General features: G+C 69.2%; 27 protein-coding genes. 12 read left to right on the top strand and 15 right to left on the bottom strand.

The window, feature by feature from the left end:
• Window positions 1-8: 8 nt before the first annotated feature.
• Genes IAG39_RS20140 through IAG39_RS20090 form a run of 11 tightly spaced genes read right to left on the bottom strand, consistent with a single transcriptional unit; the run spans window position 9 to window position 9,403 of the window.
• Entirely contained in the window at window positions 9-2,363 is a 2,355-nt protein-coding gene (locus IAG39_RS20140; protein WP_118933734.1) for an MMPL family transporter, read from the bottom strand.
• Window positions 2,347-2,964, bottom strand: coding sequence for an outer membrane lipoprotein carrier protein LolA (locus tag IAG39_RS20135; RefSeq protein WP_223283413.1), 618 nt, complete (start codon window positions 2,962-2,964; stop codon window positions 2,347-2,349). Before IAG39_RS20135 ends, IAG39_RS20140 begins: the two co-directional genes overlap by 17 nt.
• The gene (locus IAG39_RS20130; protein WP_118933735.1) at window positions 2,961-3,404 is read right to left on the bottom strand and encodes an acyl-CoA thioesterase; all 444 of its coding nucleotides are present in this window, start codon (window positions 3,402-3,404) and stop codon (window positions 2,961-2,963) included. The genes IAG39_RS20135 and IAG39_RS20130 overlap by 4 nt, the downstream gene beginning before the upstream one ends.
• The gene (locus IAG39_RS20125; protein WP_118933736.1) at window positions 3,397-4,320 is read right to left on the bottom strand and encodes a glycosyl transferase; all 924 of its coding nucleotides are present in this window, start codon (window positions 4,318-4,320) and stop codon (window positions 3,397-3,399) included. The genes IAG39_RS20130 and IAG39_RS20125 overlap by 8 nt, the downstream gene beginning before the upstream one ends.
• Entirely contained in the window at window positions 4,317-5,069 is a 753-nt protein-coding gene (locus IAG39_RS20120) for a glycosyltransferase family 2 protein (RefSeq protein WP_118933737.1), read from the bottom strand. Before IAG39_RS20120 ends, IAG39_RS20125 begins: the two co-directional genes overlap by 4 nt.
• Window positions 5,056-6,756 carry an AMP-binding protein gene (locus IAG39_RS20115; protein ID WP_118933738.1) on the bottom strand — a complete coding sequence of 567 codons (1,701 nt, stop codon included), beginning with the start codon at window positions 6,754-6,756 and terminating at the stop codon, window positions 5,056-5,058. The genes IAG39_RS20120 and IAG39_RS20115 overlap by 14 nt, the downstream gene beginning before the upstream one ends.
• A 3-nt stretch (window positions 6,757-6,759) precedes the next feature.
• Window positions 6,760-7,308 (bottom strand): hypothetical protein, encoded by a 549-nt coding sequence (locus IAG39_RS20110; RefSeq protein WP_118933739.1) that lies wholly within the window; start codon window positions 7,306-7,308, stop codon window positions 6,760-6,762.
• Complete coding sequence (locus tag IAG39_RS20105; RefSeq protein ID WP_013392999.1) at window positions 7,305-7,559, bottom strand: acyl carrier protein; 255 nt, start codon at window positions 7,557-7,559, stop codon at window positions 7,305-7,307. Before IAG39_RS20105 ends, IAG39_RS20110 begins: the two co-directional genes overlap by 4 nt.
• Window positions 7,560-7,576: 17 nt before the next feature.
• Window positions 7,577-7,837: a phosphopantetheine-binding protein gene (locus tag IAG39_RS20100; protein ID WP_059380556.1), complete on the bottom strand. Its 261-nt coding sequence runs from the start codon at window positions 7,835-7,837 to the stop codon at window positions 7,577-7,579.
• 4 nt (window positions 7,838-7,841) lie between these two features.
• Entirely contained in the window at window positions 7,842-8,681 is an 840-nt protein-coding gene (locus tag IAG39_RS20095; protein ID WP_223283414.1) for a lysophospholipid acyltransferase family protein, read from the bottom strand.
• A complete protein-coding gene (locus IAG39_RS20090) occupies window positions 8,678-9,403 on the bottom strand; it encodes a beta-ketoacyl synthase chain length factor (protein WP_059380558.1) in 726 nt (241 codons plus the stop codon). The genes IAG39_RS20095 and IAG39_RS20090 overlap by 4 nt, the downstream gene beginning before the upstream one ends.
• Before the next feature lie 112 nt (window positions 9,404-9,515).
• Here IAG39_RS20090 and IAG39_RS20085 point away from each other — a divergent pair, with 112 nt between their 5' ends.
• The 7 genes from IAG39_RS20085 (at window position 9,516) to IAG39_RS20055 (ending at window position 16,284) form a co-directional block, all read left to right on the top strand.
• A complete protein-coding gene (locus tag IAG39_RS20085; RefSeq protein WP_118933741.1) occupies window positions 9,516-10,172 on the top strand; it encodes a 4'-phosphopantetheinyl transferase family protein in 657 nt (218 codons plus the stop codon).
• 88 nt (window positions 10,173-10,260) lie between these two features.
• Window positions 10,261-11,478: an NO-inducible flavohemoprotein gene (hmpA, locus tag IAG39_RS20080; RefSeq protein WP_118933742.1), complete on the top strand. Its 1,218-nt coding sequence runs from the start codon at window positions 10,261-10,263 to the stop codon at window positions 11,476-11,478.
• Between the two features lie 61 nt (window positions 11,479-11,539).
• The gene (locus tag IAG39_RS20075) at window positions 11,540-11,977 is read left to right on the top strand and encodes an Rrf2 family transcriptional regulator (RefSeq protein WP_059380561.1); all 438 of its coding nucleotides are present in this window, start codon (window positions 11,540-11,542) and stop codon (window positions 11,975-11,977) included.
• A gap of 108 nt (window positions 11,978-12,085) precedes the next feature.
• Window positions 12,086-13,336 (top strand): D-amino acid dehydrogenase, encoded by a 1,251-nt coding sequence (locus tag IAG39_RS20070; RefSeq protein WP_059380562.1) that lies wholly within the window; start codon window positions 12,086-12,088, stop codon window positions 13,334-13,336.
• Between the two features lie 157 nt (window positions 13,337-13,493).
• Window positions 13,494-14,396, top strand: a complete 903-nt coding sequence (locus IAG39_RS20065; RefSeq protein ID WP_059380563.1) for a DMT family transporter — start codon at window positions 13,494-13,496, stop codon at window positions 14,394-14,396.
• Window positions 14,397-14,469: 73 nt separating this feature from the next.
• Complete coding sequence (locus tag IAG39_RS20060) at window positions 14,470-15,429, top strand: proline dehydrogenase family protein (RefSeq protein WP_118933743.1); 960 nt, start codon at window positions 14,470-14,472, stop codon at window positions 15,427-15,429.
• 21 nt (window positions 15,430-15,450) lie between these two features.
• Window positions 15,451-16,284 carry a helix-turn-helix transcriptional regulator gene (locus tag IAG39_RS20055; RefSeq protein WP_118933744.1) on the top strand — a complete coding sequence of 278 codons (834 nt, stop codon included), beginning with the start codon at window positions 15,451-15,453 and terminating at the stop codon, window positions 16,282-16,284.
• On the opposite strand, the gene IAG39_RS20050 is transcribed toward IAG39_RS20055, so the two are convergent.
• The gene (locus IAG39_RS20050; protein ID WP_118933745.1) at window positions 16,203-16,874 is read right to left on the bottom strand and encodes a flavodoxin family protein; all 672 of its coding nucleotides are present in this window, start codon (window positions 16,872-16,874) and stop codon (window positions 16,203-16,205) included. The two genes, IAG39_RS20055 and IAG39_RS20050, sit on opposite strands and share 82 nt — an antisense overlap.
• Before the next feature lie 128 nt (window positions 16,875-17,002).
• Here IAG39_RS20050 and IAG39_RS20045 point away from each other — a divergent pair, with 128 nt between their 5' ends.
• The 4 genes from IAG39_RS20045 (at window position 17,003) to IAG39_RS20030 (ending at window position 20,620) form a co-directional block, all read left to right on the top strand.
• Window positions 17,003-17,884, top strand: coding sequence for a LysR substrate-binding domain-containing protein (locus tag IAG39_RS20045; RefSeq protein ID WP_059380567.1), 882 nt, complete (start codon window positions 17,003-17,005; stop codon window positions 17,882-17,884).
• A gap of 58 nt (window positions 17,885-17,942) precedes the next feature.
• The gene (locus IAG39_RS20040) at window positions 17,943-18,848 is read left to right on the top strand and encodes a LysR family transcriptional regulator (protein ID WP_118933746.1); all 906 of its coding nucleotides are present in this window, start codon (window positions 17,943-17,945) and stop codon (window positions 18,846-18,848) included.
• Window positions 18,849-18,971: 123 nt separating this feature from the next.
• The gene (locus tag IAG39_RS20035) at window positions 18,972-19,610 is read left to right on the top strand and encodes a glutathione S-transferase family protein (RefSeq protein WP_118933747.1); all 639 of its coding nucleotides are present in this window, start codon (window positions 18,972-18,974) and stop codon (window positions 19,608-19,610) included.
• 29 nt (window positions 19,611-19,639) lie between these two features.
• Window positions 19,640-20,620, top strand: coding sequence for a pyridoxamine 5'-phosphate oxidase family protein (locus IAG39_RS20030; protein WP_118933748.1), 981 nt, complete (start codon window positions 19,640-19,642; stop codon window positions 20,618-20,620).
• On the opposite strand, the gene IAG39_RS20025 is transcribed toward IAG39_RS20030, so the two are convergent.
• Window positions 20,617-21,072 (bottom strand): winged helix-turn-helix transcriptional regulator, encoded by a 456-nt coding sequence (locus IAG39_RS20025; protein WP_059380571.1) that lies wholly within the window; start codon window positions 21,070-21,072, stop codon window positions 20,617-20,619. The two genes, IAG39_RS20030 and IAG39_RS20025, sit on opposite strands and share 4 nt — an antisense overlap.
• A gap of 117 nt (window positions 21,073-21,189) precedes the next feature.
• On the opposite strand from IAG39_RS20025, the gene IAG39_RS20020 reads away from it, so the two are divergent.
• Window positions 21,190-22,413, top strand: a complete 1,224-nt coding sequence (locus IAG39_RS20020; protein ID WP_118933749.1) for an MFS transporter — start codon at window positions 21,190-21,192, stop codon at window positions 22,411-22,413.
• 999 nt (window positions 22,414-23,412) lie between these two features.
• Here IAG39_RS20020 and IAG39_RS20015 read toward each other — a convergent pair.
• Both IAG39_RS20015 and IAG39_RS20010 read right to left on the bottom strand, forming a co-directional pair.
• A complete protein-coding gene (locus tag IAG39_RS20015) occupies window positions 23,413-25,182 on the bottom strand; it encodes an acyl-CoA dehydrogenase (RefSeq protein WP_118933750.1) in 1,770 nt (589 codons plus the stop codon).
• A gap of 39 nt (window positions 25,183-25,221) precedes the next feature.
• Window positions 25,222-26,880 carry an acyl-CoA synthetase gene (locus IAG39_RS20010; RefSeq protein ID WP_059380269.1) on the bottom strand — a complete coding sequence of 553 codons (1,659 nt, stop codon included), beginning with the start codon at window positions 26,878-26,880 and terminating at the stop codon, window positions 25,222-25,224.
• Window positions 26,881-26,962: the final 82 nt, after the last annotated feature.

Below are 26,962 nucleotides of genomic sequence, written 5' to 3'. Positions count from 1 at the left end.
CCTTTTAGTTATTGAAAGCAGGATGCTGCGGCTGCGCGCGGCGGATTGATCCAGGGCGCCCACAGCAGCGAGAAGGCCACGCCCAGCGCCACCGCCAGCCCGAAGTTGGCGATGGCGGGCGTCTGGCTGACCGCGAGCAGTCCGAAGGACAGCAGCGTGGTGGCTGCGCCCAGCAGGATGCCGACCAGGCTGGCGGCCGCGCCCGCGACCCGTTCGTACATGAAAATGGCGTAGTCCACGCCGATGGCCGACACCAGCAGCAGGCCGAACAGGCTGAACAGGGTTAGCGGCTGGCCCAGGTAGCCCAGCGCGGCCAGGCTGCATGCGGTGGCCGCCAGCGGCACGGCCAGGATGCGCCAGGCGGCGGCGCGGCCCAGGGTCAGCAGCAGCAACAGCGCCGCGACCCCATAGGACAGCAGCTTGAGTTCGGCGGCTTCGATGCGCGTGGCCGCGAACATGCGGTTCAGTTCGCCGCTGCGGTCCACCAGCGTGACGTCCGGCGCAACCTGGGCGATGGCCTCCAGCGCGGACGCGTCGCGCAGGCCCAGCAGGGTCACCATGCCCGCAGCCTGCCCGTCGCGCAGGCCCAGCCATAGCGGCCGCCAGCGCTCCGCCAGCGGGCCTTGCAGCGCGTCCTCGATGGCCAGCGGCGGCAGCGCGGCCATGGACTCCAGTTCCTGGCGCATGGCCGCGTAGGGGATGCCGATGTCGGTAAGCGGCTTCCAGGCGTCGGGCTGCGCGGCCAGGCCGGCCAGCGTCGCGCCCAGCGCCTTCTGGTCGGCAGCCGGCGAGACCAGCTGGCTCAAGGCGTTGTAGGCGGCGAGATCGCCGCGCGCGACCAGCGCGTCCAGCGCCTGCGACACCCGCGCCTGCCTGCGCAGCAACTCGTCGGCGTCGGGCGCGCGCACCAGGAAGAACTGGCTGGTCGGCATGAAGCCGGTGATTTCGCCGATCTGCCGGGCCTGCTGCAGCAAGGGCGCGGGCAGGCTGAGCCATTGCCGCAGATCGTCCTGGATGCTCAGCCGGCTGATGCCGCCGGCAGTGGCGGCGATAAGGGCCAGGGCGCCCAGCCAGAGGGCGGCGCGGCGTCCGGCCAGGCGCTGACGCGCGCGCAGCGCGGCCTCGGCAAAGCGCAGCAGCGGCTGCCAGGGGCGGGGCCGCCAGCCGTCCATCCAGGCCGGCAACTGGCACACGGTGCAGGCGTAGGCGCCCAGCAGGCCAGCGGCCGAAAACACCGCGGTCTGCGTCAGCGCGGGAAACGGCGTGAACGCCAGCGCGACGTAGCCGACCAGGCTGGCGGCGAGGCTGATGGTGAGCCCGGGCAGGACGCGCCGCAGCGCGGGCCAGGCCTGCCAGTCGGTCATGCCATAGCTCTTGCCCAGCCAGTGCATGGGGAAATCCACCGCCACCCCGATCAGGCTGGCGCCGATCACCAGGGTCAGGACATGGATGGAGCCGAACACCGCCACGCAGGCCACCGCGCCCGTCAGCAGCCCGACGGCGACCGGCACGAAAGCCAGCAGCGCGCGCACGCGCCGCAGCGCCAGCAGCAGGACCAGCACGATGCCGATGGTGGCGCCGGTACCGATCCAGCTGCTTTCGGCAACCGCTTGCGCCCGGCCCGCGGCCGCGTACAGGGGACCGCCCGCCACCAGCAGCTCGGCGCCGGCCGCGCCGAGTGCCGCGCGGTCCTGTTCGAGCTGCGCGGCGATTTGCTGGGGCGCGGCCGCGTCGAAGGCATCGCCGCGGGTTTCGGCGCGCACCAGCATCCAGCGCCTGCCGGCGTGTTCGGCCTGCAGGGTGCCCGTGCCCATGTCGTACTGCACCGCGCCGCCCGGGCGCAGCGCCTGTTCGGCGCGGCGCGTCAGGCCCAGCCAGTCCTGGTCCGCCGGCACCAGGCCCGAAGATGAAAACGGATCGGAGAGTTCGCGCGCGCGGCGCTGGGCGTAGGCCGCGGGATCGGTCTCGAGCTGATGCCGGTCGGCCGCAGGGAGCATGGCCAGCCTGCCAGCCAGCAGTTGCGCGCGCAGCGCGGGCACGTCGACTTGCAGTTCCACCTGCACGGAAGAAAACAGGCCGCTGTCGGTCCAGCGCTGCGCCAGCAGGCGTGCGGGGGCTGCGGCATCCGCGCCGGCGTCTGCGCTTTGAGCCGCGACCAGCGCGATGAGCTGCCGCGACAGGGGTTCCTGGATGCGGGCCTCGGCCAATTGGCGCGTGGCGTCGGCGCCGGCCTGGGGCACCAGCTCCATCAGGTTGGCCGACACCGGCCAGCCATGGCGGCTTTGCCAGGCGCCGGCGCAGAGAATCAGCAGCAGCCCCAGCTTGAACAGCCGCGGCAGCCAGCGCTCAATCGGCGAACGCACGTTGCTCCTCGGCGGTCAGGGCCTGGGCGGCCTGCGCATCCGTCATCTGCAGCACGCTGCGGTCGCCCTGCGTCTCGCGCAGCTCGATGCGGTCGACCAGCTTGCCGCCGTTGATCTGGATGTTGTCGAAGATCTGCCGCAGCAGCGCCGAGCGCGGCGTCAGCAGCAGCTGCCAGGCATCGGCGTCGCCGCTGAGCGCCAGGTCGAAGTTTTCGCGCAGCCCGGCGGTGTCGCCTGCCAGCACGGACAGGAACAGCCGGTTCTCGCGGCCGGCGCCGGCGTGTTGCGGCAGGGCCTGCCATTTGCCGGCTTCGTCGCGCCGCGAGATGCCGCGGGTGTCGATGCGCAGGTCCTGCGCGATCGGCGTGCGCAGCAGCCACAGCAGGCCCTTGCCCGCCGCCAGCGTGAAATCGCCGCGGCTGGTCAGCGGCTGCGGCAGCGAGCGCAGGAACTTCTGCTGCACGAAATGGCCGCGCACGACAGGCGTGGCGTTCAGTTGCGTTTGCAGATCGGCCAGATCGAAGGCGCGGGCGGCCAGGGGCAGCAGGGCCAAGGCCAGCAGGGCGCACAGGCGGCGCATGAAAACCAGGCGGCGCGTCATGCGGGCGTCTCCATCGATTGCAGCTTGCGTCGCACGGCGTCGACCAGCGCGGCGGGCGAGGTCAATTGCATTTCGCGGGTCTGGATGCAAACCGCCACCTGTTCGGACGTGGCCCGCGTCAGGCGCTGGCCGCTGGCGGCGTCCAGGATCAGGTAGTTGATCTTCAGCCGGTGCTCCCATTCCACCAGTTCGGCGCGCACCGTCAGGCGCTGGCCGAATTGCGCGGGCTGGGCATAGCGCAGATGCAGGTCGATGACCGGCCAGGCGTAGCCGCTGGCGCGCATGGCGTCATAGTTGTGTCCCAGCAGGTCCAGCAGTTCGCAGCGGGCCTGTTCCAGGTATTTGACGTAGTGTCCGTGCCAGACCACGTTGAGGGGATCCACGTCGAAGAAGGGCACGCGGATTTCGACTTCAGCGCCGATGACGCCCCGTTTACGCATCGTCTTTCCAGAAAGGGTAGAAGTTGAACCATTGCAGCGGCGCCAGGCGGCAGTGCGCGGCAAGGCGGTCGGCGTAGCGCTGGGCCAGCTCGGCGATGCGGGCCTGGCGCGTGGCGCGCGTCCATTCGATGCCGTCCGACAGGCGTTCCATCGCCACGCGGTAGCGCGCGCCGTGGCGCGTGCAGAACAGCAGGTTGACCGGGCAGCGCAACAGGCCGGCCAGCAGCCAGGGGCCTTGCGGCAGCAGCGCGCTGGCGCCCAGGAAGTCCACGGGCGTGCAACGGTCGCCCTGCAGCGGCACGCGGTCGCCGGCGATGGCCAGCCATTCGCCGCGGTCCAGGCGCTGCGCCAGGTCCAGCATGGCGGGAGCATCCAGCTCGCTGACCTGGATCATGCGCAGTCCGCCGCCGGCCTCGTGCAGCAGGCGGTTGAAATGAACCGCGTGCTTGTCGTGCACCAGCACATTGAGTTTCAAGGTGCCGCTTTGCTCCGCCAGCGCGCGGCAGACCTCGATATTGCCCAGGTGCGAGCCGACCAGGATCTGGCCGCGGTTCCTGCCCATTTGCGCATGCAGGCCGTCAGGGTCGGCGATGTCCAGATGGGCCATCGTGATCTTGCCCTGCCAGACGTCCAGCTTGTCGAGGATGGCGTTGGCGAACGCGAGGTACTGGCGGTAGACCGGCATGCGGCGCGGCAGCGGCTCGGCCAGCGCGCCGGATTGCGCCAGGCGGCGCTGGTAGGCCGCGATCGAACGCCGGGCGCGGCTGCCGCTGGCATAGAAATACAGCACGACCAGCCAGACCACGGGCGCGACGAGGCGGCGGCCCAGGGTGCGCGCGGCCCAGGCCGTCAGGCGCATCAGCAGGGCGCTGCCGCGCTCGGGCTGATCGGCCCAATGCTGATCGGCGGCGTTCATGGACGCGGACCTCCGGCAAGCCTGCGCCACAGCAGCGCCGGCGAGCGCGCCAGCATGCCGAAGAAAAGGCCCGCATGCATGCGGCTGATCAGCAGGTTGTCGCGCAGGCCCTTGAAGTGGGAAATGCCGTCTTCCGGGTAGGCCACGCGCGTCGGCAGCCACACCATCGCGACCCCGCGCCAGTGCAGGCGCACCAGGACGGCGATGTCGAAATCCATGCGCCGGCCTACGCGCGCGCCGTCGATCACGGGCAGCGCCGCGGCCAGCGGGTAGACGCGGAAACCGCACATGGCGTCGGGGATGTCGAGCGACAGCGTGTTGATCCAGACCCACACGCGCGTCAGCCAGCGGCCGTAGAGACGGCTGCGCGGCACATCGTCGCCATACAGCGGCGCGCCGCAGACGAGGGCGTCGGGCCGGGCCCGGGAGGCCGCCGCGAAGGCCGCCGCGTCCGCCAGGGCGTGCTGGCCGTCGGCGTCGACCTGCAAGGCGTGGGTATAGCCCAGCGCCGCCGCCGCGCGCAGCCCGTCCTGCACCGCCGCGCCCTTGCCGCCGTTGACCGCGCGCCGCAGCAGATGCGTATGCGGCTGGGTCGCCAGCGCATCCAGCGCCGCCGCGCAAGACGGCTCGGAGCCGTCGTCCACCAGCACGCAGGGCAAGCCTTGCGCCACCAGCTGCGCATGCACCGCGGCGACCGTGGCGCCATGGTTGTACACGGGAATGAGCGCGCAGAGCTTATGCGGGGGCATGGCCGCCTGCCTGCAGAATGCGGCCGGACGAGCAGGGCGCGTCGTTGACCGTGTAGGTGAAATACAGCTTCTGCTTCGCGGCGTCCCATTTCAGCGCCAGCATGGCGGTATCGCCCGGACGCAGCAGCCGCTGGAATTTCAGCGCCTCCATGCCGGCGAAACGCAGCTCGGGATGAAGGTCGCGTTGCGCCAGCGACATGGCCCAGCCGATCTGGGCCACCCCGGGCACAACGGGAGCCGTGGGGAAATGGCCGCTGAAATGGGCGAGGTCGTAGGGAATTTCCAGCGCATAGCGGCGTTCGTGCACCGACGGGCGGGGCAGTTCCACCGCCTCGGGCGCAAGCGGCCGGGCGCCCGCGGCGGCGTCGAACAGGCTGCGCGGCAGCTTGCCTTGGGCGTTGGCGGGCAGCTGTGCGAAGAAGCGCCAGGTGCGCGGAACGGCCAGCGATTCGAAGCCTGCGGCCAGATGCGCGCGCAGGGCGTCCACGACCGCCTTGCGGCCCTGGTTGCGCAAGGCATGCAGGCCCCGCGCCGACAGGGCGACCAGCGCGGCCAGGCGCGTGGCCCCGGCCAGACCGCCCAGGCGCGCTTCGGCAACGTAGGGATGGCGCGCCAGCGCCTGTTCCAGCATGGGCAGCGAAATGCGTTTTTCCTCGATCTTCACGATGCGGTCGAGGCGCCCCAGCAACCGGAAACCGCCATGCGCAAGCTCCGCGCCGTCGGCGGTCTGCGCCTCGGCGGGGTTGACCCAGGGCGATTGCACGCGCAGGGCGCCTTCGGCGTTCAGTTCGACGGCCACGCCTGGCAGCGGCTGCCAGGGGCTGTCGCCTTCGCGCCAGGCGACGGCGCCGGTTTCGGAGCTGCCGTAGATCTCGCTGGGGCGCAGGCCCAGGTGCTGCGCGATGTGGTCGGATGCCTCGGCGGGCAGTTCGCCGCCGGAGGAGTGGATGCGGGTCAGGCGGCCGCGCAACTGGTTCCAATCCAGCCGCTGTCCCAGGCGGCGCAGCAGCGCGGGGCTGGCGATCCAGGTGCAGGCCGGATGGCGCAGGCTGGCCTGCTGCAGTTCTTCGGGATAGAGGCGCTGCGGCCGGTCCAGCTGGCGTCCCGCGCACAGCGGCCACAGCACCCTGAAGGGCAGGCCGTACATGTGCTGCGCCGATACGCTGCCCAGCACGGGGCCGCGCGCATCGGGCCATTGCCGTTGCAGCGCGCGGACTTCTTCCATCAGTTGCCGCCAGTGCTTGGCGATATGTTTGGGCGTGCCGCTGGATCCCGAGGTGCACAGCACCAGCGTCAACGCGGAATCCAGTTCGGCGGGCGCGAGCGGCGCGTGGCCTTGCAGGTCAGCCAGCCGGCACAGCCGTTGCGCCGGCAGCGGCAGTTCGGTGTCGCTCAGCCAGGCATCCACCGTGGCGTCGAGCATGGCGCAGGTCTGCGCCTGGGCATCGCCCGGCAGCACCGCGACCGCGCCGGCGCGCCAGCAGGCGAACAGGGCGACGGCCATCTGCGCGGCGTCCTCGAACCAGATCGCGACGCGCCGCAACTGCCTGGCCTGCAAGGCGCCCGCAGCCTGCAGGCTGGCGCACGCAAAGGCCTCGCGCGTCAGCGGCGGCTCGTCGGCGACCAGGGCGCCGGCCAAGTCAGGCGGGGCGGGCAGCAGCAGCTGCGAGAGATCGGTCCAGGCCATGCTTTACGCCGCCTTGGCAGCGGCGGGGCGCAGCAGCCATTCGCCCGCCAATAGCAGGCCCATCAGGGCATAGCTCACGGCGCCGTTGTAGGCGGTCCACCAGCTCCAGGGGCCCCAGGCCGCCAGCGCCGCGGCCACGCTGCCGTTCAGGGCGAAGAAGGCGCACCACACGCGGGTGACATTGCGGGTGTAGCGCACGCCTTCAGGCGGCAGGTCGGGATGGCGCAGGCGGGCCAGTTGTTCGATCACGGGGCGGCCGCGCCGCAGGCTGGCGCCGAAGATCGCCAACATCATGCCGTTGACCAGCACCGGATACCAGCGCAGCCAGTCTTGCGAATTCGAGATGGCCAGGATCAGGCAGAACGCCACCGCCACGGCGGGCAGCAGGCGCGCGCCCGGCCGGGCGCCATCCGCGGTCAGGCCGCGCGCCAGCCACAGCAGGGCCAGCGGCAGCGCCAGCCAGGCGGGGCTCACCCGTCCCAGCGCCGCGTGGACGGCGAAGGGATAGGCGATGCCGGCCACGGCCAGGGCTGCCGCCACGCCGCGTCTCATGCGGCGGGGTCCTGTTTCTGGCACATGGCCTGCACCACGTCCTCGACCGTGCGCACGGTGCGGAAGTCGTTGGCGTCGAGCTTGCGGCCGGTCTGGCGGCGCACGTGGTCGATGAGGTCGATGGCGTCGATGCTGTCGATCTCCAGATCCGTGTACAGGTTCGCTTCGGGCGTGATGCGTTCAGGTTCGATCTCGAACAGTTCGACCAGCGCGCCGCGCAGCGTATTGAAGATTTCGTCGCGGGTATGCATCCTGGACTCCATATCCATTAGGCGCGGCGTTGGGCGCCGACAAACTCGGCCAGCTTGGCGATGCTGGCGAAATGCTCGCGCATGTTGCGCGTCTCGGGATCGATGGTGATGCCGTAGCGCTTTTGCAGCGCGAGGCCCAGCTCCAGGGCGTCGACCGAGTCCAGTCCCAGTCCGTCGCCGAAGAGGTGGGCATCGCTGTCGATATCGTCGGGCGCGATGTCCTCCAGGCCCAGCGATTCGATGACGAGGGTCTTGAGTTCAAATTCCAGTTGGTTCATCCGGTCAGGACTCCACTTCCACCGCCTGGGGCGGTTGTTCATTCATGATGGCGCCGGCGGGCGCGGCGGGCGCCAGCTCGGCTTCGAAATAGGCGTGCAGGTAATCGTTCATCTTGCGTCCGGCGATGGGCAGCGGGTGCGCGCCGCTCCAGGCGGCGGGATCGATGTCCTCGCCCACGCGGATCACGTAGCGCATGCGGCAGGGCGGAATCCGGTACCAGGGCTCGCCCTTGGTCAGGCTGCGGGGATTCATGCTGATGACCACGGGCGTGACCACGCGCGCGCCGCGCAGCGCGATGGCGCAGGCGCCGCGATGAAAGCGCGGCATGGCGTCGCGCGGCGTGCGCGTGCCTTCCGGAAAGACGATCAGGGTCTCGCCCGCGCGCAGCACGTCGGCGGCGCGGTCGAACATGTCGAAGCTTTCGTCGTTGGTGATGTAGCCGGCATTGGCCACCGGGCCGCGGGTGAACGGGTTGGTGGCCAGGCCGTGCTTGACGATGCAGTTGGCGTTCTTGACGTGGCCCACCAGGAACACCACGTCCAACAGCGAAGGGTGGTTGGCCAGGATCATCTGTCCGGGCTTGCCGAGACGTTCGGCGCCCTTGAATTCCACGGTCAGGATGCCGGTTCGGACCATGAAACGGATGAACAGGCGGAAGGTGCCGTTCAGCGCGCCGCGCGCGCGGCGCTGGCGGTCCGCCTTGTCGCCGGGCAGCAAGCGCTGGGGCGGGAACACCAGCACGCGCAGCAGCACGCCGCCCAGCCCGAAGAGGGTGAAGGCCATGCCGGTGGCGAACAGACGCCAGAGCCAGAAGTCCTGCCGCGGTGGTGTGGCGCTCGTCATGCCGTGCGTGTCCAGTTCCATAGTCGGGAGCGGTTGGCGTGGCGCCAGCCGGGCGTGCGCAGCAGGAGGTGGCGCAGCAGGTTCAGGGGATTGGGCCAGGCCTGCGCGCCGCGGGCGGCATCGGGCGCCTGCGGAGCCAGGGCCAAGGTCCAGTCGGCGCCGGGCTGCAGATGCAGGGCGACCGCATAAGCGTAGGGCGCGTCATCCATCCAGGGGGCGTAAGGCGCGGGCGGCCGTTCCTCGGCCAGCACCACGAGCACGTCCTGGTGGCCGGCGTCGAACAGCATCGACGCTTCGATGCAGGCATGCTCCAGGCCGTCGTCTTCCACCGACAAGGCCACGGATTCGGTGGTTTCGCGGCGTATGATCGACCACTGCGCGGCGATGGCGTTGTGGACCGACAGGCCGAAGGCCGTGGGCGACAAGGGTTCGTCCGCCGCCAGTGCTTGCAGCAGGCCGAAGTTGCGGGTGGTTTCGCCATGGCGGGAGGCAAATACCAGCGGCATGGGCGGGCGTCCCTCGGCCAACGGCCACGCGCACTCGAACACCCCGCGAGCCAGCGGGCTCAGGCGGCGGCGTTGCAAGGGAGGCAGGAAGTCCAGGCGGGGCGGATTCTGATTTCCGATCGGGCAGAACGGATGTTCGGCCCATTTCAACCAGTCGCTGGGGCCATCGATTCCTTGCGCCCAACCCTGCCATTGCGCGATCGAAAACGTCAACATAGCGCGCGATTCTACTATGGCGATGTCAGGCCATTTTGATTTAAAACGTTACATAATACACAATATTTCCTGCATTTCTTACACTTAAGCTTGCTATTTGTTACTTTCTCCCGTGAGCGTTCAGGAACTTTTAATCTGGTGGGCAGACAAAGGCGCCGCTGCTGGCTACCGCAGCCAGGACCTGTCGGCCGCGGACGCCGCGCGTGCGCCGGCGGTGCGCAGTTCGAAGGCCCAGGTCGATTGGCGGGTCAGCAGGGCGCTGCTGCAGGACGCCAGGCAGGCCATGCCGCTTGCAACCCTGTCGCTCAGCCATAGCGGCGGTCACGCGGTCTGCGCGTCCGCCCCGCTGGGGTGGCAACTGGGCGCCGATCTGGAGCGGGTGCGGCCGCGCGAGGTCCTGCGCCTGGCCGAGTGGGTATGCGCGCCGGCCGAGCAAGCCGCGCTGGCCGGTCTGGAAGGCGCAGCCCAATTGGAACGCTTTTATCTCTTGTGGACGCTGAAGGAAGCCTTCATCAAGGCGGCCGGACTGGATTTCCCCGCGGACATGGCCGCAGTGGGCCTGGCGTTCGACGGAAAGGCGGGGTGGCGCCTGCGTGCGCCGCCGGGGCGGTGGCGCGCCTGTTCGTGGCGCCTGGGCGAGGACTGGATCGCGTCCGTGGCGTGGCGCGGACCGGCTGACGACGCAGCGCGACCCCAATGGCGCGCCGGGGCCGATTGCGTGTTACCGCCGCTTGCCATCCTGGGCGGGTGGACTTCCGGACCGGATTGAATCGCCTGGTGTTTTTCAGCGGGCATTTAAAGATGTATTATAAATGCATGTTTAATGGCGATTCCGATCGCGCCACAAGGAGCAGTTGATGTTGAGTCCCCAAATCCGCGCCCTGGTCAAGGGCACGGCGCCCGTTCTCAAGACGCACGGCGTTGCGCTGACCAAGCATTTCTATGCCCGCATGTTCAAGCACAACCCCGAGCTCAAGCATGTCTTCAATCAAGGTCACCAAGCCGGCGGCGAGCAGCAGCAGGCGCTGGCCGGCGCGGTCGCGGCCTATGCCGAGCACATCGACGATCCCTCGGTGCTGATGCCCGTGGTGACGCGCATCGTGCACAAGCATGTCAGCCTGGGCATCCGGCCCGAGCACTACCAGATCGTGGGCAAGCATCTGCTGGCCTCCATCAGCGAAGTGCTGGGCGAGGCGGCGACGGAAGAACTGGTGGCTGCCTGGGCCGCGGCCTACGGCCAACTGGCCGACCTGCTGATCGCCGAAGAGGCGCGCCTGTACGCGGAGTCGGCCGCCAAGCCGGGCGGCTGGACCGGCTGGCGTGCGTTCCGCGTGGTCGGCAAGCAGCGCGAAAGCGCCGAGATCACGTCCTTCTACCTGGCGCCGGCCGATGGCGGCGAAGTGCCCGCCTACCGCCCCGGCCAGTACGTGTCGGTGCGCGTGTTCGTGCCCGAACTGGGCCTGATGCAGCCGCGCCAGTACAGCCTGTCCGACGCGCCGGGCCAGGACCGCCTGCGCATCTCGGTCAAGCGCGAAGCGGCTGGCGCCGATACGCCGGCCGGCCGGGTTTCCAACGCCCTGCATGACCGCCTGGAAGAGGGCGGGGTGCTGGACGTGGCGCCGCCCCAGGGCGATTTCCATCTGCGCGACGAAGGCAGCGCGCCGGTGGTGCTGCTGAGCGGCGGCGTGGGCCTGACGCCCATGGTCTCCATCCTGAACCATCTGGTGGGGTTGAACGACGAGCGCCAGATCCGTTTCGTGCACGGCTGCCGCAACAACTCGGTCCACGCCATGCGCGATCACGTCAACAGCATCGCCGCCGAACGCGCCAACGTGCGCAAGGCCGTGTTCTACGAGGAGGTCGGCCACGGCGACCAGCCGGGCCGCGACTACGATTACGCCGGCAGGGTCGACCTGAACGCCATTCGCGACGAAGTCATCGTGCCTGGCGCGGACTACTACCTGTGTGGCCCGGCCGGCTTCATGCGCGCGCAGCGCGAGGCCTTGACCGGCCTGGGCGTGTCCGCGGACCGCATCCATGCCGAAGCCTTTGGCAGCGGCGGCGCGCCCGCCTGAGCGGTGTATCCTGGCGGCCTGAGTTTCCGGGCCGCCAGCGCCCATTCCTTTCGTCCCTGCCATGCAACTGACCCGATTCACCGATTTCGGCCTGCGCGTCCTGATGTACCTGACGCAATGCCGCGACCGGTCCGCCGCCGTCACCATTCCGGAGATCGCCGACCGCTTCAGCGTGTCGCGCAATCATCTGGTGAAGGTGGTGCACTTCATGGCGCAGCAGGGTTGGGTCAGCACCTCGCGCGGCAAGGGCGGCGGCCTGCGGCTGTCGCAGGCCGCCGACCGCTACCGGCTGGGCGACCTGATCCGGCAGCTGGAGCAGCAGGGGCCGCTGATCGACTGCCGCGAGCCTCCCTGTGCGCTGGACGGTGCGTGCCGCTTGTCCGGCGTGTTGGCGCAAACCTTGCAGGCCTTCTACGAGGCGCTCAACGGCTACACCCTGGCCGATCTGGTGCGCGACCCCACGGCCGCCGCCATCATCAAGCTGCACCGCGTCGCCTGAGGCGGGGCATGATGTTTTGTTATGGACCCTGCGGAGTTTGGCATTTGCCGGACGGGCGGGGCGCGTCCCAGAATAGCGCGGTGTCCCTGTCTTTCTGGATCTAAGAGTATGCGGGTTTGCGTAATCGGCGCTGGCGTCGTGGGCGTCACGTCGGCCTATTTCCTGGCGCGCCAGGGCCATGACGTGGTGCTGGTGGACAGCCAGGCGCGTCCGGCCGAGGTGTCCAGCTACGCCAATGGCGGCCAGCTCAGTTATAGCTACGTGGCGCCTTTGGCCGGTCCCGGCGTGCTGCCCAGCGTGCCGGGCTGGCTGCTGCGCGAGGATTCCCCGCTGCGTTTCCGGCCCAGGCTGGATCCCCATCAATGGCGCTGGTGCCTGCAATTCGCGCTGGCGTGCCGGGCCTCGGTGGCCAAGGCTTCCACGGTCCAGCTGGCTGGCCTGTCCTATCTGAGCCGGGACGTCATGCATTCGCTGCTGGAGCAGGAAGACCTGGATTTCGGCCATCTGAAGAACGGCAAGCTCATCGCCTACCGCAGTCCGGCCCTGCTGGACAAGGCGCGCGAACTGGTGGCGTACCAGGCCGACCACGGCGCCGAACAGCAGGTGCTGGACGCCGCCCAGACGCTGGCGCTGGAACCCGCGCTGGCCGGCATGGGCGCAAGCCTGGCCGGGGCCATCTACACCCCCAGCGAAGAGGCGGGCGACTGCCGCCAGTTCACCGAGGCGCTGTTCGACCGCCTGCAGACCATGGCCAACGTGCAATGCGCCATGTCCAATCCGGTGTCCGGCCTGCAGCGCGAAGGGCGCCGCATCGTGGCGGTGAACACGCGCGACGGCGACATCGGCGCCGACGCCATCGTGCTGGCCACCGGCATCGGCACGCGCACGCTGCTCAAACCGCTGGGCCATGACGTGCCGCTGTATCCCCTGAAGGGCTACAGCCTGAGCGTGCCGCTGGCCGAGGACGACGACTCGGTGGCGCCGCGCATCAGCGTCACGGACTACGAAAGGCGCATCGTCTACGCCCGCGTCGGCGGCGTGCTGCGGATCGCGGCCATGGTCGACATCGGCAGCGCCGATGCCGGCATCGACACGGCGCGCATCGGGTTGCTCAAGCGCCAGGTGCACGAGGCGTTTCCGGCGCTGGACCTGCGCCAGGCAGTACCTTGGGCGGGGCTGCGTCCGGCCACCCCCACCAGCAAGCCTCTGATCGGGCGCAGCCATGCCGCCGACAACCTGTGGCTGAACATCGGGCAGGGCGCGCTGGGCTTTACCCTGGCCTGCGGCAGCGCCGCGCTGTTGACGGCCCAGATGGGCGGGCTGGAGCTGCCGCTGGATCCGGCGCCGTTCCGCCCCTGATACGGGCGATGTCCATTTTGCGATAGTGGCTGCCTTTTCATCGGCAGACGGACTGGATCGCGCTCAATAGGATAGCGATACTCCTGCCGCCTGCGTCGCCCCAAAGGGGCGCCGCAGGCGGCAGGAGGCCATCTCTCATCCTCCGAGCGCAACCACCATGTCCTACTTGTTTCCGTTGTTCGCCATCCTGTTCTGGGCGGGCAACGTCATCGTCTCCAAGATGGCCGCCAGCGCCATCTCACCCACCGCCATCACCTTCTACCGGCTGGTGCTGGCCCTGTTCCTGATGGGCCTGTTCACGGCCGGCCCGGCCTGGCGCAACCGCAAGACCATCCTGCGCCATTGGCCCAAGCTGGCGCTGTACGGCGCCCTGTCGTCGGCAGTGTTCCAGGCGCTGTCCTATCGCGCAGCCGAAACCACCACCGCCACCAACATGGCCATCCTGACCGCGCTGATTCCCTTGCTGAGCATGCTGCTCAGCGTGGTGATCCTGCGCGATCCGCTGACCCTGGGCATGGCTGCCGGCGGCGCGCTGTCGTTCCTCGGCCTGCTGTACCTGGTGGGCCAGGGCGACATGCTGAGCGTGTTCCAGCACGGCATCCACGTCGGTGACGGCCTGATGCTGCTGGCCGCCTTGTCCTATGCGCTGTACGGCGTGCTGCTGCGCCACTGGAAGGTGCCGCTGCCGGCCTGGCAGTCCACCTTCGTGCAATCGATCTTCGCGCTGCTCTACATGCTGCCGCTGTATCTGCGCGTGCCGGCGGCGCAGGCTGCGCTGGACATGAACACGGTGCCGCTGATCCTGTACGCGGGCATCTTCTCGTCGGTGCTGCTGTCCTTCCTGTGGATCGAAGGCGTGCAGCGGCTGGGGCCCAATCGCTGCAGCATCTTCATCAACCTGTTGCCGCTGTTCACCGCGCTGGCCGCTTTCGTCATGCTGCGCGAGCAGCTGCACCTGTACCATCTGCTGGGCGGCGCGGTGACGCTGGCCGGCGTGCTGCTGGCGCAGACGGTGCAGCGCCCGCTGTTCGGCCGCGCCCGCGGGCTGGCGCTGGATTAGGAAGTTTTCACTGGCGTTCAAGACGGGCGCGCGCCGCACCGGCACAGTGGCTCTCTTTATAGGGAGAGAGCCCATGAGCATGTTCCAGAGAACCGCGATCGCGCTGGCGCGCAGCCCGGGCGTGGGGCGGGCGATGCGGGCCATGGCGGCCCGCACGTCGCTGGCGGCCCGTTTCGTCGGCGGCGCGGACGTCGACGCCGCCGTCCGCACGGCCGCCAGGCTGCGCGAGGCGCACGGCATCCGCGCCTCGCTCTTCTACCTGGGCGAATATGTGGACGATCCCCAGGCCATCGAGCAAAACGTGGCCCAGGCGCTCGGCGCCTGCCGGGCGCTGGAGCATGCGGGGCTGGACGTGCACGTGTCGGTCGATCCCACGGCCATCGGCTATATGCGCGACGATGCGCTGGGCCGCGACAATGCCCGGCGCATCGGCCTGGCGGCGCGCCGGACGGTCGGCCTGGGACGCGACTGGATGGTGCTGGACATGGAAGATTCCTCCATCTGCGACCGCACCTGCGCCTTGCACCGCGAACTGCTGCAAGCCGGCATACCGGCAGGCCTGACGCTACAGGCGCAGCGGCGCCGCACGCCGCAGGACCTGGCCTGGGCGATTCGCCAGCGCACGTCGCTGCGGCTGGTCAAGGGCGCGTTTCCGGAGCGCGCGCTGGACCACGCCGGCCGCGCGCGCATCGACCAGGCCTATCTGGACGCCGCCGCCATCATGCTGTCGCGCGAGGCGCTGGATTCCGGCTTCCAGCCCGTCTTCGGCACCCATGACGACCGCCTGGCCGGCGCCATCCTGGCGCTGGCGCGGGAGCGCGGCTGGCCGCCCGAAGCCTTCGAATTCGAAATGCTCTACGGCGTGCGGCCGGACTGGCAGCTCGCGCTGCGCCGTTTGGGCTATAACGTCAGGGTCTATCTGCCCTTTGGCGGCGACTGGTGGCCATATGCCGTGCGCCGCGTGGGCGAGAATCCCCGCAACGCATGGCTGCTGGCCCGCACGCTGACCTCGGACCAGAGCTACTTCGGCTAGGCGCCCCACGCACACGTATCCATGGCGGTTTCCCGACACATCTGGCATTGCGGCGCCGGCCTGCCCGGCGACGTCCTGATCGCGGACCTGCGCGGCTACCGCTATGCGCCGCACTTCCACGACGCCTGGTCCATCGGCGCCATCGCGCAGGGCCGCTGCGCCTTCACCGTGCATGGCGAGCCGCAGGCCGCGGGCGAGGGCGATCTGGTGGTGATTGCGCCTGGCCAAGTCCATACCGGCGGCACTTCGGATGCGCCGCTGGGGTACCGCATGGCCTATATCGATCAGGCCTGGTTCAGGAACCACGAACTTGCGCTGTACGCAGGCGGCGCAGCGCTGGCGGGGCCCGTCATCCGCGATACGGCGCTATGCCAGGCGTGGCTGGACGCACTCACGCCAGATCCCATCGCCGACCCCGAGCGTCGCGAGCGCATCTCCGCGGCGCTGTTCGGCCTGCTGGCGGCGCATGCGCAGGCCAGCCACGCAGCGGCCGACGACGAGTCCGACGTCTGCGCGCTGCTGCGCGCACGCATGGCCGCCGACCCGGCCTGCGCGCCGGACCTGGAGGCCCTGGCGTTGGCGCAGGACCGCCACCGGACCACCCTGGTCAAGCAGTTCGCGCGGCGCTACGGCCTGCCGCCGCAGGCCTGGCTGCGCAACTGGCGGGTGGCGCGGGCCCGGGCGCTGCTGCGCGACGGCCTGGCGCTGGCCGACGCCGCGCATGCCGTGGGCTTCGCCGACCAGGCCCATCTGACCCGCGTGTTCAAGCAGGTCTACGGCAGCACGCCCGGCGTGCTGCGCAACGCAGGGGCGGGCTCCCAGACATTGCGGGCGCGCGGCGTTTCCACCCGGTAGTCGGAGTACTTGCGGGTAAAGAACGCGGCGCCCAGTTCGGCCGCCGCCTGCAGCGGCTGGCGCGGATCCGCCGCGATTTCGCCGCGCAGGTTGCCGGCGCCATGCACGTAGCCGACGAAGTCCGAATGGGTGTAGCGCGCGTATTCCTGGATCTGGTGCACGATGCCCAGCGCCGCGCCGGGGTAGGTTTCCTCGGACGCGACCGCCAGGCCCAGGCGCTTGCCGGTCATGCGCTGCTTCACCCGGTCGGGCTCGGGGCCCTGGCCGGCATAGTGGCTGAACGATCGGTCGAAGAACGCCTTGGTCTGCGCCGACATCCCGTACCAGTAGATCGGGGTGCAGATCAGCACGCCGTCGGCCGGCAGGAAGTGTTCCAGGAACAGCTCGGAGTATCGGTCGGTCGGCGGGGGCGAACGCCGCAAGTCCGGCAGGAAGGCCTCGATGTAGTCGTCCAGGAACAGTAGCGTGGCCTGGGTGCCCGCCGTCTCGGCCCCGCGCAGCGCGGCCGCGCCCAGGGCCGCGCTGTTGCCGTCGCGCCGCGGGCTGCCGACCAGGATCAGCAGGCGCTTGGTGGGATGATCTGAATTCATGTCTGGTTCCTCTTGTTGGCATGGACGCTTCCATGTGGTGAGGAAAATTCTGTCTTACGGACTGACAGGCGACAAATGATGAATCCTTGAATATGATGAATTGATTTCATCCATAGAGCCAGGAATCCATGTTTGCCACGCTACCGGTGACCGCGTTGCGCACCTTCGAGGCAGCCGCCAGATTGCTCAGCTTCAAACTGGCCGCGGCCGAACTGGCGGTCACGGCCACGGCCGTGTCCCATCAGGTCAAGGCGCTGGAGCGGCACGTGGGCTACGCGCTCTTCGAACGCGTGCCGCGCGGCGTGCGCCTGACGGAGAAGGGGGCGCGCCTTTTTGCAGGCGTGCATGGCGCCTTGCTCGACGTGGCGCAGACCCTGGACGCCTTGCGCGCCGCGCCGGCCTCGGGTGCGCTGACGCTGTCCACCACGCATTCGTTCGCGGCCTTATGGCTGGTGCCGCGGCTGGGGCGCTTCTACGCGGCGTTTCCGCAATACCAGCTGAACCTGAACACCAGCCCCGAAACGGTGGACCTGCTGCGCGACGCCAGCGTGGACCTGGCCATCCGCTACAGCCGCGCGCGCTGGCCCGGGCTGCACGCCGCCTGCTCGTTGCAGGAGTGGTTCGGCGTCTATGGGGCGCCCGCGCTGGCCGCCCGGCCGGGCAGGCGCGCGCCGTCGCTGGTGACCGTGCGCTGGCGCGATTCGCAGTTGTACGAGCAGGGCTGGCTGGACTGGTGCGAGGCGGCAGGCCTGCCGTCCTGGCGCAAGCCGGCGGCGCTGCATGCCTACGAGGAAGAGCACTATGCCCTGCAGGCCGCCATTGCCGGCCAGGGCCTGGTGCTGGCCAGCTCCGTCATGGTGTCGGACAGCGTGGCGGCGGGCACCCTGGCGGCGTATCGCCCTGAAGTGCGGGTGGCGGGGGCCGCCTACACCGCGCTGTGCGCGCCGGGCCGCGAACGCCATCCGCCGGTCAAGGCTTTCCTGGGGTGGTTGCGCAAGGAGTTCGATTGACGCGCCCCTGCGCGCGCTTCTACTCTCTTTCCCAAAATCAGCGCGGAGGCCGCAAGGCGTGAATCGATTCCATGAAATGAGCGTATTCCTGGCGGTGGCCGAAGCGCAGAGTTTCGCCGCGGCGGCGCGCCGCTTGGAGATGTCGGCGCCGACCGTCACGCGCAGCGTTTCGGCGCTGGAGCGGCGGCTGGGCGCCTTGCTGCTGGTGCGCACCACGCGCAGCCTGCGCCTGACCGAGGCCGGCCAGCGTTATGCCGACGACTGCCGCCGCATCCTCGACGAAGTGGAGCAGGCCGACGACGCCGTGACCGGCGCGATGGCCGCGCCGCGAGGCGCGCTCAGCATCACTGCGCCGGCGTTCTTCGGCGAATTGCACGTGATGCCGGCGGTGCTGGCCTATCTGCGCACGCACCGCGAAGTTTCCGTGCGCACGCTGCTGGTGGACCGCGTGGTGAACCTGCTGGACGAACGGGTGGACGTCGCGGTGCGCATCGGCGCCTTGCCGGATTCGACGCTGACGGCGGTGCCGGTGGGGCAGGTGCGCCGCGTGGTCTGCGCCGCGCCCGCCTTCCTGCGCGAACACGGCGTGCCGCGGGACCTGGAGTCGCTGCCGCGCTTTTGCACCGTCACCGCCGCCATGGAGGGCCGCACGCCGCAATGGCGCTTCCAGCAGGACGGCCAGCCCCGCAGCCTGCGCGTCGATTCGCAGCTGACGGTCACGTCCTTTCAGGCCGCGGTGCTGGCGGCTTGCGAGGGCTGGGGCCTGACGCAGGTGGTGTCCTACCAGGTGGCGCGGCACCTGGCCAGCGGCGCCCTGGAGGTGGTGCTGCGCGACTTCGAGCTGCCGCCGCTGCCGGTCCACCTGGTGTATCCGGAAGGCCGCAAGAGTTCGGCCAAGGTGCGCAGCTTCGTGGAGTTCTGCGTCGAGGCCTTGCGGCGCGATCTGGCGACGCTGCCGGCGTAGCGTCCGGGCCCGCGCTCGCCATCTTTCTTTCATCCGCTGCAAGAGTGTCTTGCCGCCGCTGGCCGTTCACGCGCGCCCGGCGCCGGCACAAGATGGAGCCTGTATCCGACTTGGAGCCCGCTCATGCAAACCGCCCAGCCCCCCTCGCTGACCTTCTATGGCTTTCCCCTGTCCGGCCACGCCCATCGCGTCGCCCTGATGCTGTCCCTGCTGGACGTGCCGCACCGCAAGGTCGACGTGGACCTGCGCGGCGGCGAGCAGAAACGCCCGCCGTTCCTGGCGCTCAACGCCTTCGGCCAGGTGCCGGTCATCGACGATGACGGAGTGGTGGTCGCGGATTCGACCGCCATCCTGGTCTACCTGGCCAAGCGCTACGGCGGCCAGGCCTGGCTGCCGGAGGATCCCGCCGGCGCGGCGGCGGTGCAGCGCTGGCTGTCGGTGGCATCCGGTCCGCTGGCCATCGGCCCGGCGGCTGCGCGCCTGGTGACGTTGTTCGGCGCGGCCTATGACGTGGACAGCACGCTGGCCCGCGCCCATGCCTTGCTCAAGGTCATGGACGGCGAACTGGCCGGGCGCGATTTCCTGGCGGGCGCGGCGCCCACCATCGCGGACGTGGCCTGTTATGCCTATGTGGCGCATGCGCCTGAAGGCAACGTCTCGCTGGATGCCTATCCGCACGTGCGCGCCTGGCTGGGCCGCATCGAAAGCCTGCCGCGCTTCGTGGCCATGCCCCGCTCGCCCGTGGGCCTGCAGGCCGCCTGAGGGCGAGCGCCGCGCGCAAGGAGCACGCCATGTCCATCGCAGAGCCCGCCACCCTCCCGCCGTCGCCCTGGCATGCCGGCGAACGCCTGCTGCAACAGCATGTGGGGATCGCCGAACGCATGGCGGTGACCGGACCCAAAGTCATCCGCGACTACATGCCGGACCAGCACCGCCTGTTTTTTGAGCAGTTGCCGTTCCTGGTAGCAGGCGCGGTGGACGGGCAGGGCGATCCCTGGGCCGGCGTGCTGGAAGGCCTGCCCGGCTTCGTGTCCTCGCCCGATCCGCGCAGCCTGCGCGTGTCCGCCGTGCCGGATGCCGACGATCCGCTGCTGGCCGGCCTGGGGATGGACCGGCAGGTAGGCCTGCTGGGAATCGAGCTGCACACGCGCCGGCGCAACCGCGCCAACGGCCGCATCGCGGCCTGGGACGGCAAGCGCTTCGAGGTGGCGGTGACGCAGTCCTTCGGCAATTGCCCGCAATACATCCAGGCCCGGGAATTCCAGTTTTCGCGTTCGCCGGCGCTGCGCTTTCCGGGCGTGCCCAATGAGCGTGGCGGACTGGACGATGCCGCGCGGGCGCTGATCGCCCGGTCCGACACGTTCTTCGTGGCGACCTACGCGGACGAAGGCGGCCGCAAGGTCGACGTGTCGCACCGCGGCGGCAAGCCGGGCTTCGTGCGGGTGGACGGCGACGTGCTGACCATTCCCGACTTTTCCGGCAACCGCTTCTTCAACACCCTGGGCAACATGGTGCTCAACCCGCGCGCCGGATTGCTGTTCATGGACTTCGAGCGCGGCGACGTGCTGCAGCTGACGGGCGCCGCTGAAATCATCCTGGACAGCCCGGAGATCGCGCAGTTCGAGGGCGCCGAGCGGCTGTGGCGGGTGCATGTGCGGCGTGTGGTCCGCCGGCCCGGCGCGCTGGCCTTGCGCTGGCGCTTCGATTCGTATTCGCCCACCGCGCTGGCAACCGGGCAATGGCCTGCCGCGGGGGCTGCGCAGCGGAGCTAGCCCGCGAGCGCGGTCTTCTGCACCACGGCATCGTCCGGCCCGAGCAGGCGGCCGTCCTGCGCGCGGATTTCCAGCTTGCGCACGGGCTGGCCGCGCTTGCGGTCGATCAGCGTCGAATGGGGTTCGGCGGGGCCGTAGTAGTGTTCTTCGCCCCATTGGCGCAAGCCCACGATCACCGGAAAGAGCGCCCGGCCTTTGTCCGTCAGCACGTATTCCTGGTAGGCGCTGCCGTCCGAGGCCGGGGCCACTTCCAGGATGCCGTGCGCCACCAGCGTGCGCAGCCGGTCGCTGAGGATGTTCTTGGCCACGCCCAGGCTTTTCTGCAATTCGCCGAAGCGCCGCAGTCCGTCGAAGGCGTCGCGCACGATCAACAGCGACCACCAGTCGCCGATCGCGTCCAGGGAGCGCGCCACCGGGCAGGCGGCGCCTTCGAGACTAGTGCGTTTGACCATATCGGATCCTTGCTGAGGGAAAGGCGGTGATGGCAGGCGTATCGAAATTTCGGTTGCATTATAAAACCTTGAAAACTACTATTCTGGTTTTATAAAGCAACCAAATTGGAGCAAGACATGCCAGCCCGACCAGAACCCGCCGATTCCGCACCCCCAGGCCCGATGCCCAGATCCCTGGTCATGCTGCTGGCGGTGGCCTGCGCCCTGAGCGTGGCGAATGTGTATTACGCCCAGCCCCTGCTGGACGCCATCGGCCGCGAGTTCGGCATCGCCGAAGGCGCGGTGGGCATCGTGGTCACGGCCACCCAACTGGGCTGCGCGCTGGCGCTGCTGTTCGTGGTGCCGCTGGGCGACCTGCTGGACCGCCGGCGCCTGATGCTGGGACAGTTGGCGCTGCTGGTGCTGTCCTTGGCGGCCGTGGCGCTGTCGGCCGGCACGCCCTGGCTATTGATGGGCATGGTGGCGCTGGGCTTGTTGGGAACGGCAATGACGCAGGGCCTGCTGGCCTTGTCCGCGGCGCTGGCCGCACCGGGCGAGCGAGGCCGCGTGGTTGGCGCCGCGCAAGGCGGGGTAGTCATCGGCCTGTTGCTGGCACGCACGCTGGCCGGAGCCGTGGCGGACCTTTGGGGCTGGCGCGCGGTCTACGTCGTGTCCGCGGCGCTGGCCGCCGTGCTGGCGGTGGTGCTGGCGCGGCGCCTGCCGGAACGCCGGCTGCCCTCGGTGGACATGGGTTACTGGGCCTTGCTGCGCTCGCTCTACGGCCTGTTGGCCACCGAACGCGTGCTGCGCGTGCGCGGCATGATCGCGCTGCTGATGTTCGCCGCCTTCAGCGCTTTCTGGACCGCGCTGGTACTGCCCCTGAGCGCGCCGCCGCATTTGCTGACGCATAGCGCGGTGGGCGCGTTCGGGTTGGTGGGCGTGGCGGGCGTGCTGATGGCGGCGCGCGCGGGACGACTGGCCGACAGCGGGCAGGGCGAGCGAACCACGGCCGCGGGTCTGGCGTTGCTTTGCCTGGCCTGGGTGCCGATTGCCTTCCTGGAGCAAAGCCTGTGGCTGCTGGCGTTGGGCGTGCTGGTCCTGGACATCGCTCTGCAGGCGCTGCACGTGACGAATCAGACCATGATCTTCAGCGTGAATCCGCAGGCGCATAGTCGATTGGTCGGCGGGTACATGATGTTCTATGCGGTGGGCAGCGGATTGGGGGCGATCGCTTCGACTGCTGTTTATGCTCAGGCCGGCTGGCTGGGGGTGTGCTTGTTGGGGGCGGGTATCAGTGTTGTGGCGCTGGCGTTTTGGGCAGTGACGTTGCCGCGTGGGGAGCGTTTGCTGGTTGGTTCTTGAGATGTCTGTCTGTCGTCTGCGGCGAGGTTCTTAAGACGCCAGTCGCGTCGGTGGCCTGCGGGGCGCGGGGCAACGATTGCGGTCCGGAGCCTTCGCTCCGGACTTCCCCTGCCTCATCCTCGTCCAGGCCTTCGGCCTTCCCTACGGATTCCGTCGGGCTTATCGACGCCCCGCGCCCCGCAGGCCACCGACGCGACAGGCTCGGCTGGTTGAATCTTCACGGGCGCTGGGGCGGGCGGTGTGCTTGGCGTTCTGGCCACGGTCGGTGGGGTGGTGGCGTGTTTTGCGGGGCCCGCCCCAGGCCGGCCGCGCTGGCGGCCTCTTGGGGCTTACGCTGTGTCTTGCGTCGCGCGATGGCGCTGCGCGCGGGGGACGGGGGCTTTCTCGTGGTGACGCGTGCGGCTGGCGAGAACCAGGTTTGAATTTGTGGGCGCTGCGTTCGGGTTGATGGCGAAGCGCACGGGTCAACCAGCAATCGTCATTTCAACGCGGGTGCTGGATGGGTGGCGCGCGTCCGGGTCTGCATGCGCAAGCGGCTATTCGCCGCGCGCCACCCATCACCGCCCATTCCCCCATGAGCAGGGGCCATTAGCAAACCATTGGTCGCATTCGCGCAAGCGAACACATTCGAAATTCAAAAAATTATGTATGTAATTTTCGGCCGCCCGCGCGGCCGAAAATGACGGGCAATACAAGCATCGTCCCTGCCCACGGCTCCAGCAGCGCCCCAAGCCAAGATTCAAGTAGCTCGTCGGCGCGGGCGCCTGAGTGGCGGGCAACCTCGATGCGCCCGAGGGAATCCGAAGGAACCGCCGAAGGCGGTGACGAGGATGAGGATGGGGTAGTCCGGAGCGAACGCTCCGGACCGCAATCGTGGGCGCCCGCCACTCAGGCGCCCGCGTCGACGAGCGGCCTACGAAGCACTGGAACGCAACCCCGAAAGCCGCAAAACCTCAGACGCCCCTTGTATCAAGCCCGCCTGACGCCAATCGTCGGCAGTCAAGGCTGCACCTCATACTCTCCAGATCCCAGCACCACCGTCGCAAGCCCGGGCGCCTGGCTCAGCTTGTGCAGCGCGTAGCACTGCGCGGTGGCGATCTTGGCGTCGTGGAAAGCCGGGTCTTCCTGGCGCAGGTCCAGACTGGCCAGCAGCGCTCGCGCCATCTGCCAGCCGGCAAACGTGGTGCCTGCCAGCAACAGATACGGCACCGCGGCCGCGAACACCGCGTTGGGGCGGCTGGCGGCGTTGGCCAGCACGAAGTCGATGGCGTCGGCCAGCGCCGCGCGGGCCTGGCGCAGCGGCGTCAGCATCAGGCGGGCGGCGGGTTCGCTGCGGGCCTCCAGCGCCGCTTCGGTCTTGCCGACTTCCGCCAGCAAGGCGCGGGCGACGGCGCCGCCGTCGCGTAGGGTCTTGCGGCCCACCAGGTCATTGGCCTGGATCGCCGTGGTGCCTTCGTAGATCGTGAGGATGCGCGCGTCGCGGTAGTACTGCGCCGCGCCGGTTTCCTCGATGAAACCCATGCCGCCGTGCACCTGCACGCCCAGGCTCGCCACGTCGATGGACATTTCGGTGCACCAGCCCTTGACGATGGGCACCAGGTATTCCTGCACCGCCAGATGGCGCTTGCGGGCCTCGGCGTCCGGGCTGGCGTGCGCCAGATCGGCGTGGCCCGCGGTGTAGTAGGCCAGCGCGCGGCCGGCTTCCGTCAGCGCGCGCATCGTGCCCAGCATGCGACGCACGTCGGGGTGCTGGATGATGGGCACCGCGTCCTTGGACGAGCCGTCCACCGGGCGGCTCTGCACGCGCTCGGCGGCATAGGCCAGCGCGTGCTGGTGGGCACGGTCGGCGACGGCCACGCCCTGCACGCCCACCGCGTAGCGCGCGGCGTTCATCATGATGAACATGGCGTCCAGGCCGCGGTTTTCCTGGCCCACCAGATAGCCCAGCGCGCCGCCCGCATCGCCGAACTGCAGCGTGCAGGTGGGGCTGGCCTTGATGCCCAGCTTGTGTTCGATCGACACGCAATGGACGTCGTTGCGCGCGCCCAGCGTGCCGTCTTCGTTGACCAGGAATTTGGGCACCAGGAACAGCGAAATGCCTTTGACGCCTTCGGGCGCGCCGGGCAGGCGCGCCAGCACCAGGTGCAGGATGTTCTCGGCCAGATCGTGCTCGCCGTAGGTGATGAAGATCTTGGTGCCGGAGATGCGGTAGGTGCCGTCGCCCACGGGCTGCGCGCGCGAGCGGACCATGGCCAGGTCCGAGCCTGCCTGCGGTTCGGTCAGGTTCATGGTGCCGGTCCAGCGTCCGGAAATCATGGGCTCGATGAAGCGCTGCTTCAGTTCAGGCGAACCGGCCGTCAGCAGCGCCTCGATCGCGCCATTGGTCAGCAGCGGACACAGCGCGAACGACAGGTTGGCGGCGTTCAGCATTTCCGAGCAGGGCGAACCGATCAGGCCAGGCAGGCCCTGGCCGCCGTATTCCACCGGATGCGTCATGCCCTGCCAGCCGGCCTCCGCGTACAGGCTGAACGCCTGCTTGAAGCCCGGCGAGGTGGTGACCGCGCCGTCGCGCCAGGAGCTGGGCTCACGGTCGGCGGCATGGTTCAGCGGCGCCAGCACGTCGCCGGCGTAGCGCGCGGATTCCTCCAGCACGGCCTGGGTGGTGTCGGGCGTGGCCTCCTCGAAACCTGGCAGCGCGGCGACTTGCGGCAGGCCGGCAAGATGGTTCAACACGAACAGCATGTCTTTCACGGGGGCTTGGTACGTCATGGCGTCGGAGCTCCTGGATGGGATTTGGGGACGTGGAATTCAGCCGGTCTTCTTGCCGGAACCGGCCACGTCGATGGCCTGGGTCGCGCCGACGGCGGCGCGCAGTTCGAATTTCTGGATCTTGCCGGTGGAGGTCTTGGGCAGTTCGCCGAAGCGCACCGCGCGCGGCACCTTGAAGCCGGGCAGCAGCAGCTTGCAATGCGCAATGATCTCTTCGGCGGTGGCGCTGCAGCCGGGCTTGAGCTCGACGAAGGCGCAGGGCGTCTCGCCCCATTTGGGGTCGGGCATGGCTACCACGGCCACCGCCGCCACCGCGGGATGGCGATAGAGCGCGTCTTCCACTTCGATGCTGGAGATGTTCTCGCCGCCGGAAATGATGATGTCCTTGCTGCGGTCCTTGATGCGGACGTAGCCGTCGGCCGTCATCACGCCCAGGTCGCCGGTGCGGAACCAGCCGCCGGCAAAGGCCTGGTCGGTGGCGCGTTCGTTCTTCAGGTAGCCCTTCATGCAGATGTTGCCGCGGAACATGACCTCGCCCACGGTCTGCTCGTCGGCCGGCACCTCTTCCATGGTGTCGGGATCGCGCACGGACACGCCCGCCTGCAGGTGGTAGCGCACGCCCTGGCGCGCATTGCGCAGCGCGCGCTCTTCCTCGTCCAGCGCGTCCCAGGCTTCCTGGCGGGCGCACACGGCCGCGGGTCCATAGACCTCGGTCAGGCCGTACACATGGGTCAGCTCGAAACCGATGTCGCGCATCTTGGCGATGACGGCGGGCGCGGGCGCGGCGCCCGCCACCATGGTGCGTACCGTGTGGTCGATGCCGGCGCGCAGCTCGGCCGGCGCGTTGGCCAGCGCGCTCTGCACGATGGGCGCGCCGCAATAATGGGTGACGCCTTCATTGCGGATCAGGTCGAACACGGTCTGCGGATCGAACTTGCGCAGGCACACGTTGACCCCGGCGCGCGCGGCCACCGTCCAGGCGAAGCACCAGCCGTTGCAATGGAACAGCGGCAGGGTCCACAGATAGACCGGGTGCTTGGGCATGTCCCATTCGAGGATGTTGCTGATGGCGTTCAGGTAGGCGCCGCGGTAGTGGTAGACCACGCCCTTGGGATCGCCGGTGGTGCCGGACGTGTAATTCAGCGCGATGGCGTCCCATTCGTCGGCGGGCGGCTTCCAGTCGTAGCGGGCGGGGGCGCCGGCCAGGAAGGCTTCGTAATCGACCGCGCCGGGCAGTTCCGCCGGGGCGCTTTCCAGGTCGTGCACCGAAATGAGCTTCAGGTGCGGGAATTCGGTCCGCGCGCGCTGGGCGAGTTCGGCGTACTCGGTGTCCACGATCAGCGCCTGCGCTTCGCCATGCCCCAGCATGAACAGCACGCTGGGCGTGTCCAGGCGGGTGTTCAGGGTATTGAGCACCGCGCCCAGCATGGGCACGCCGAAATGGGCTTCGACCATGGCGGGAATGTTGGGCAGCATCACGGCCACGGTGTCGCCGCGCTTGATGCCGGCTTGCGCCAGCGCGCCGGCCAGGCGCTGGGCGCGCTCGTAGGTCTGGGCCCAGTTGCGCCGCACCTCGCCGTGGACGATGGCCAGGCGCTGGCCATAGACTTGGGCCGCGCGGGCGATGAAATCCACCGGGGTCAGGGCTTCGTAGTTGGCGTCGCGGCGCTCAAGGCCGCGGTCGAACATACCGCTCATGCTTGTCTCCAGTTGGGACGCGCAGGCGTCCCTTATCCGTATGCCGGGAGTTTGATCCCCGTCGCTTGCCCTAGCTTACGGG

It is taken from the genome of Achromobacter xylosoxidans (genome assembly GCF_014490035.1).
GTDB classification, from domain to species: domain Bacteria; phylum Pseudomonadota; class Gammaproteobacteria; order Burkholderiales; family Burkholderiaceae_B; genus Achromobacter; species Achromobacter bronchisepticus_A.
This window is presented reverse-complemented; position numbering and strand designations above follow the sequence as displayed.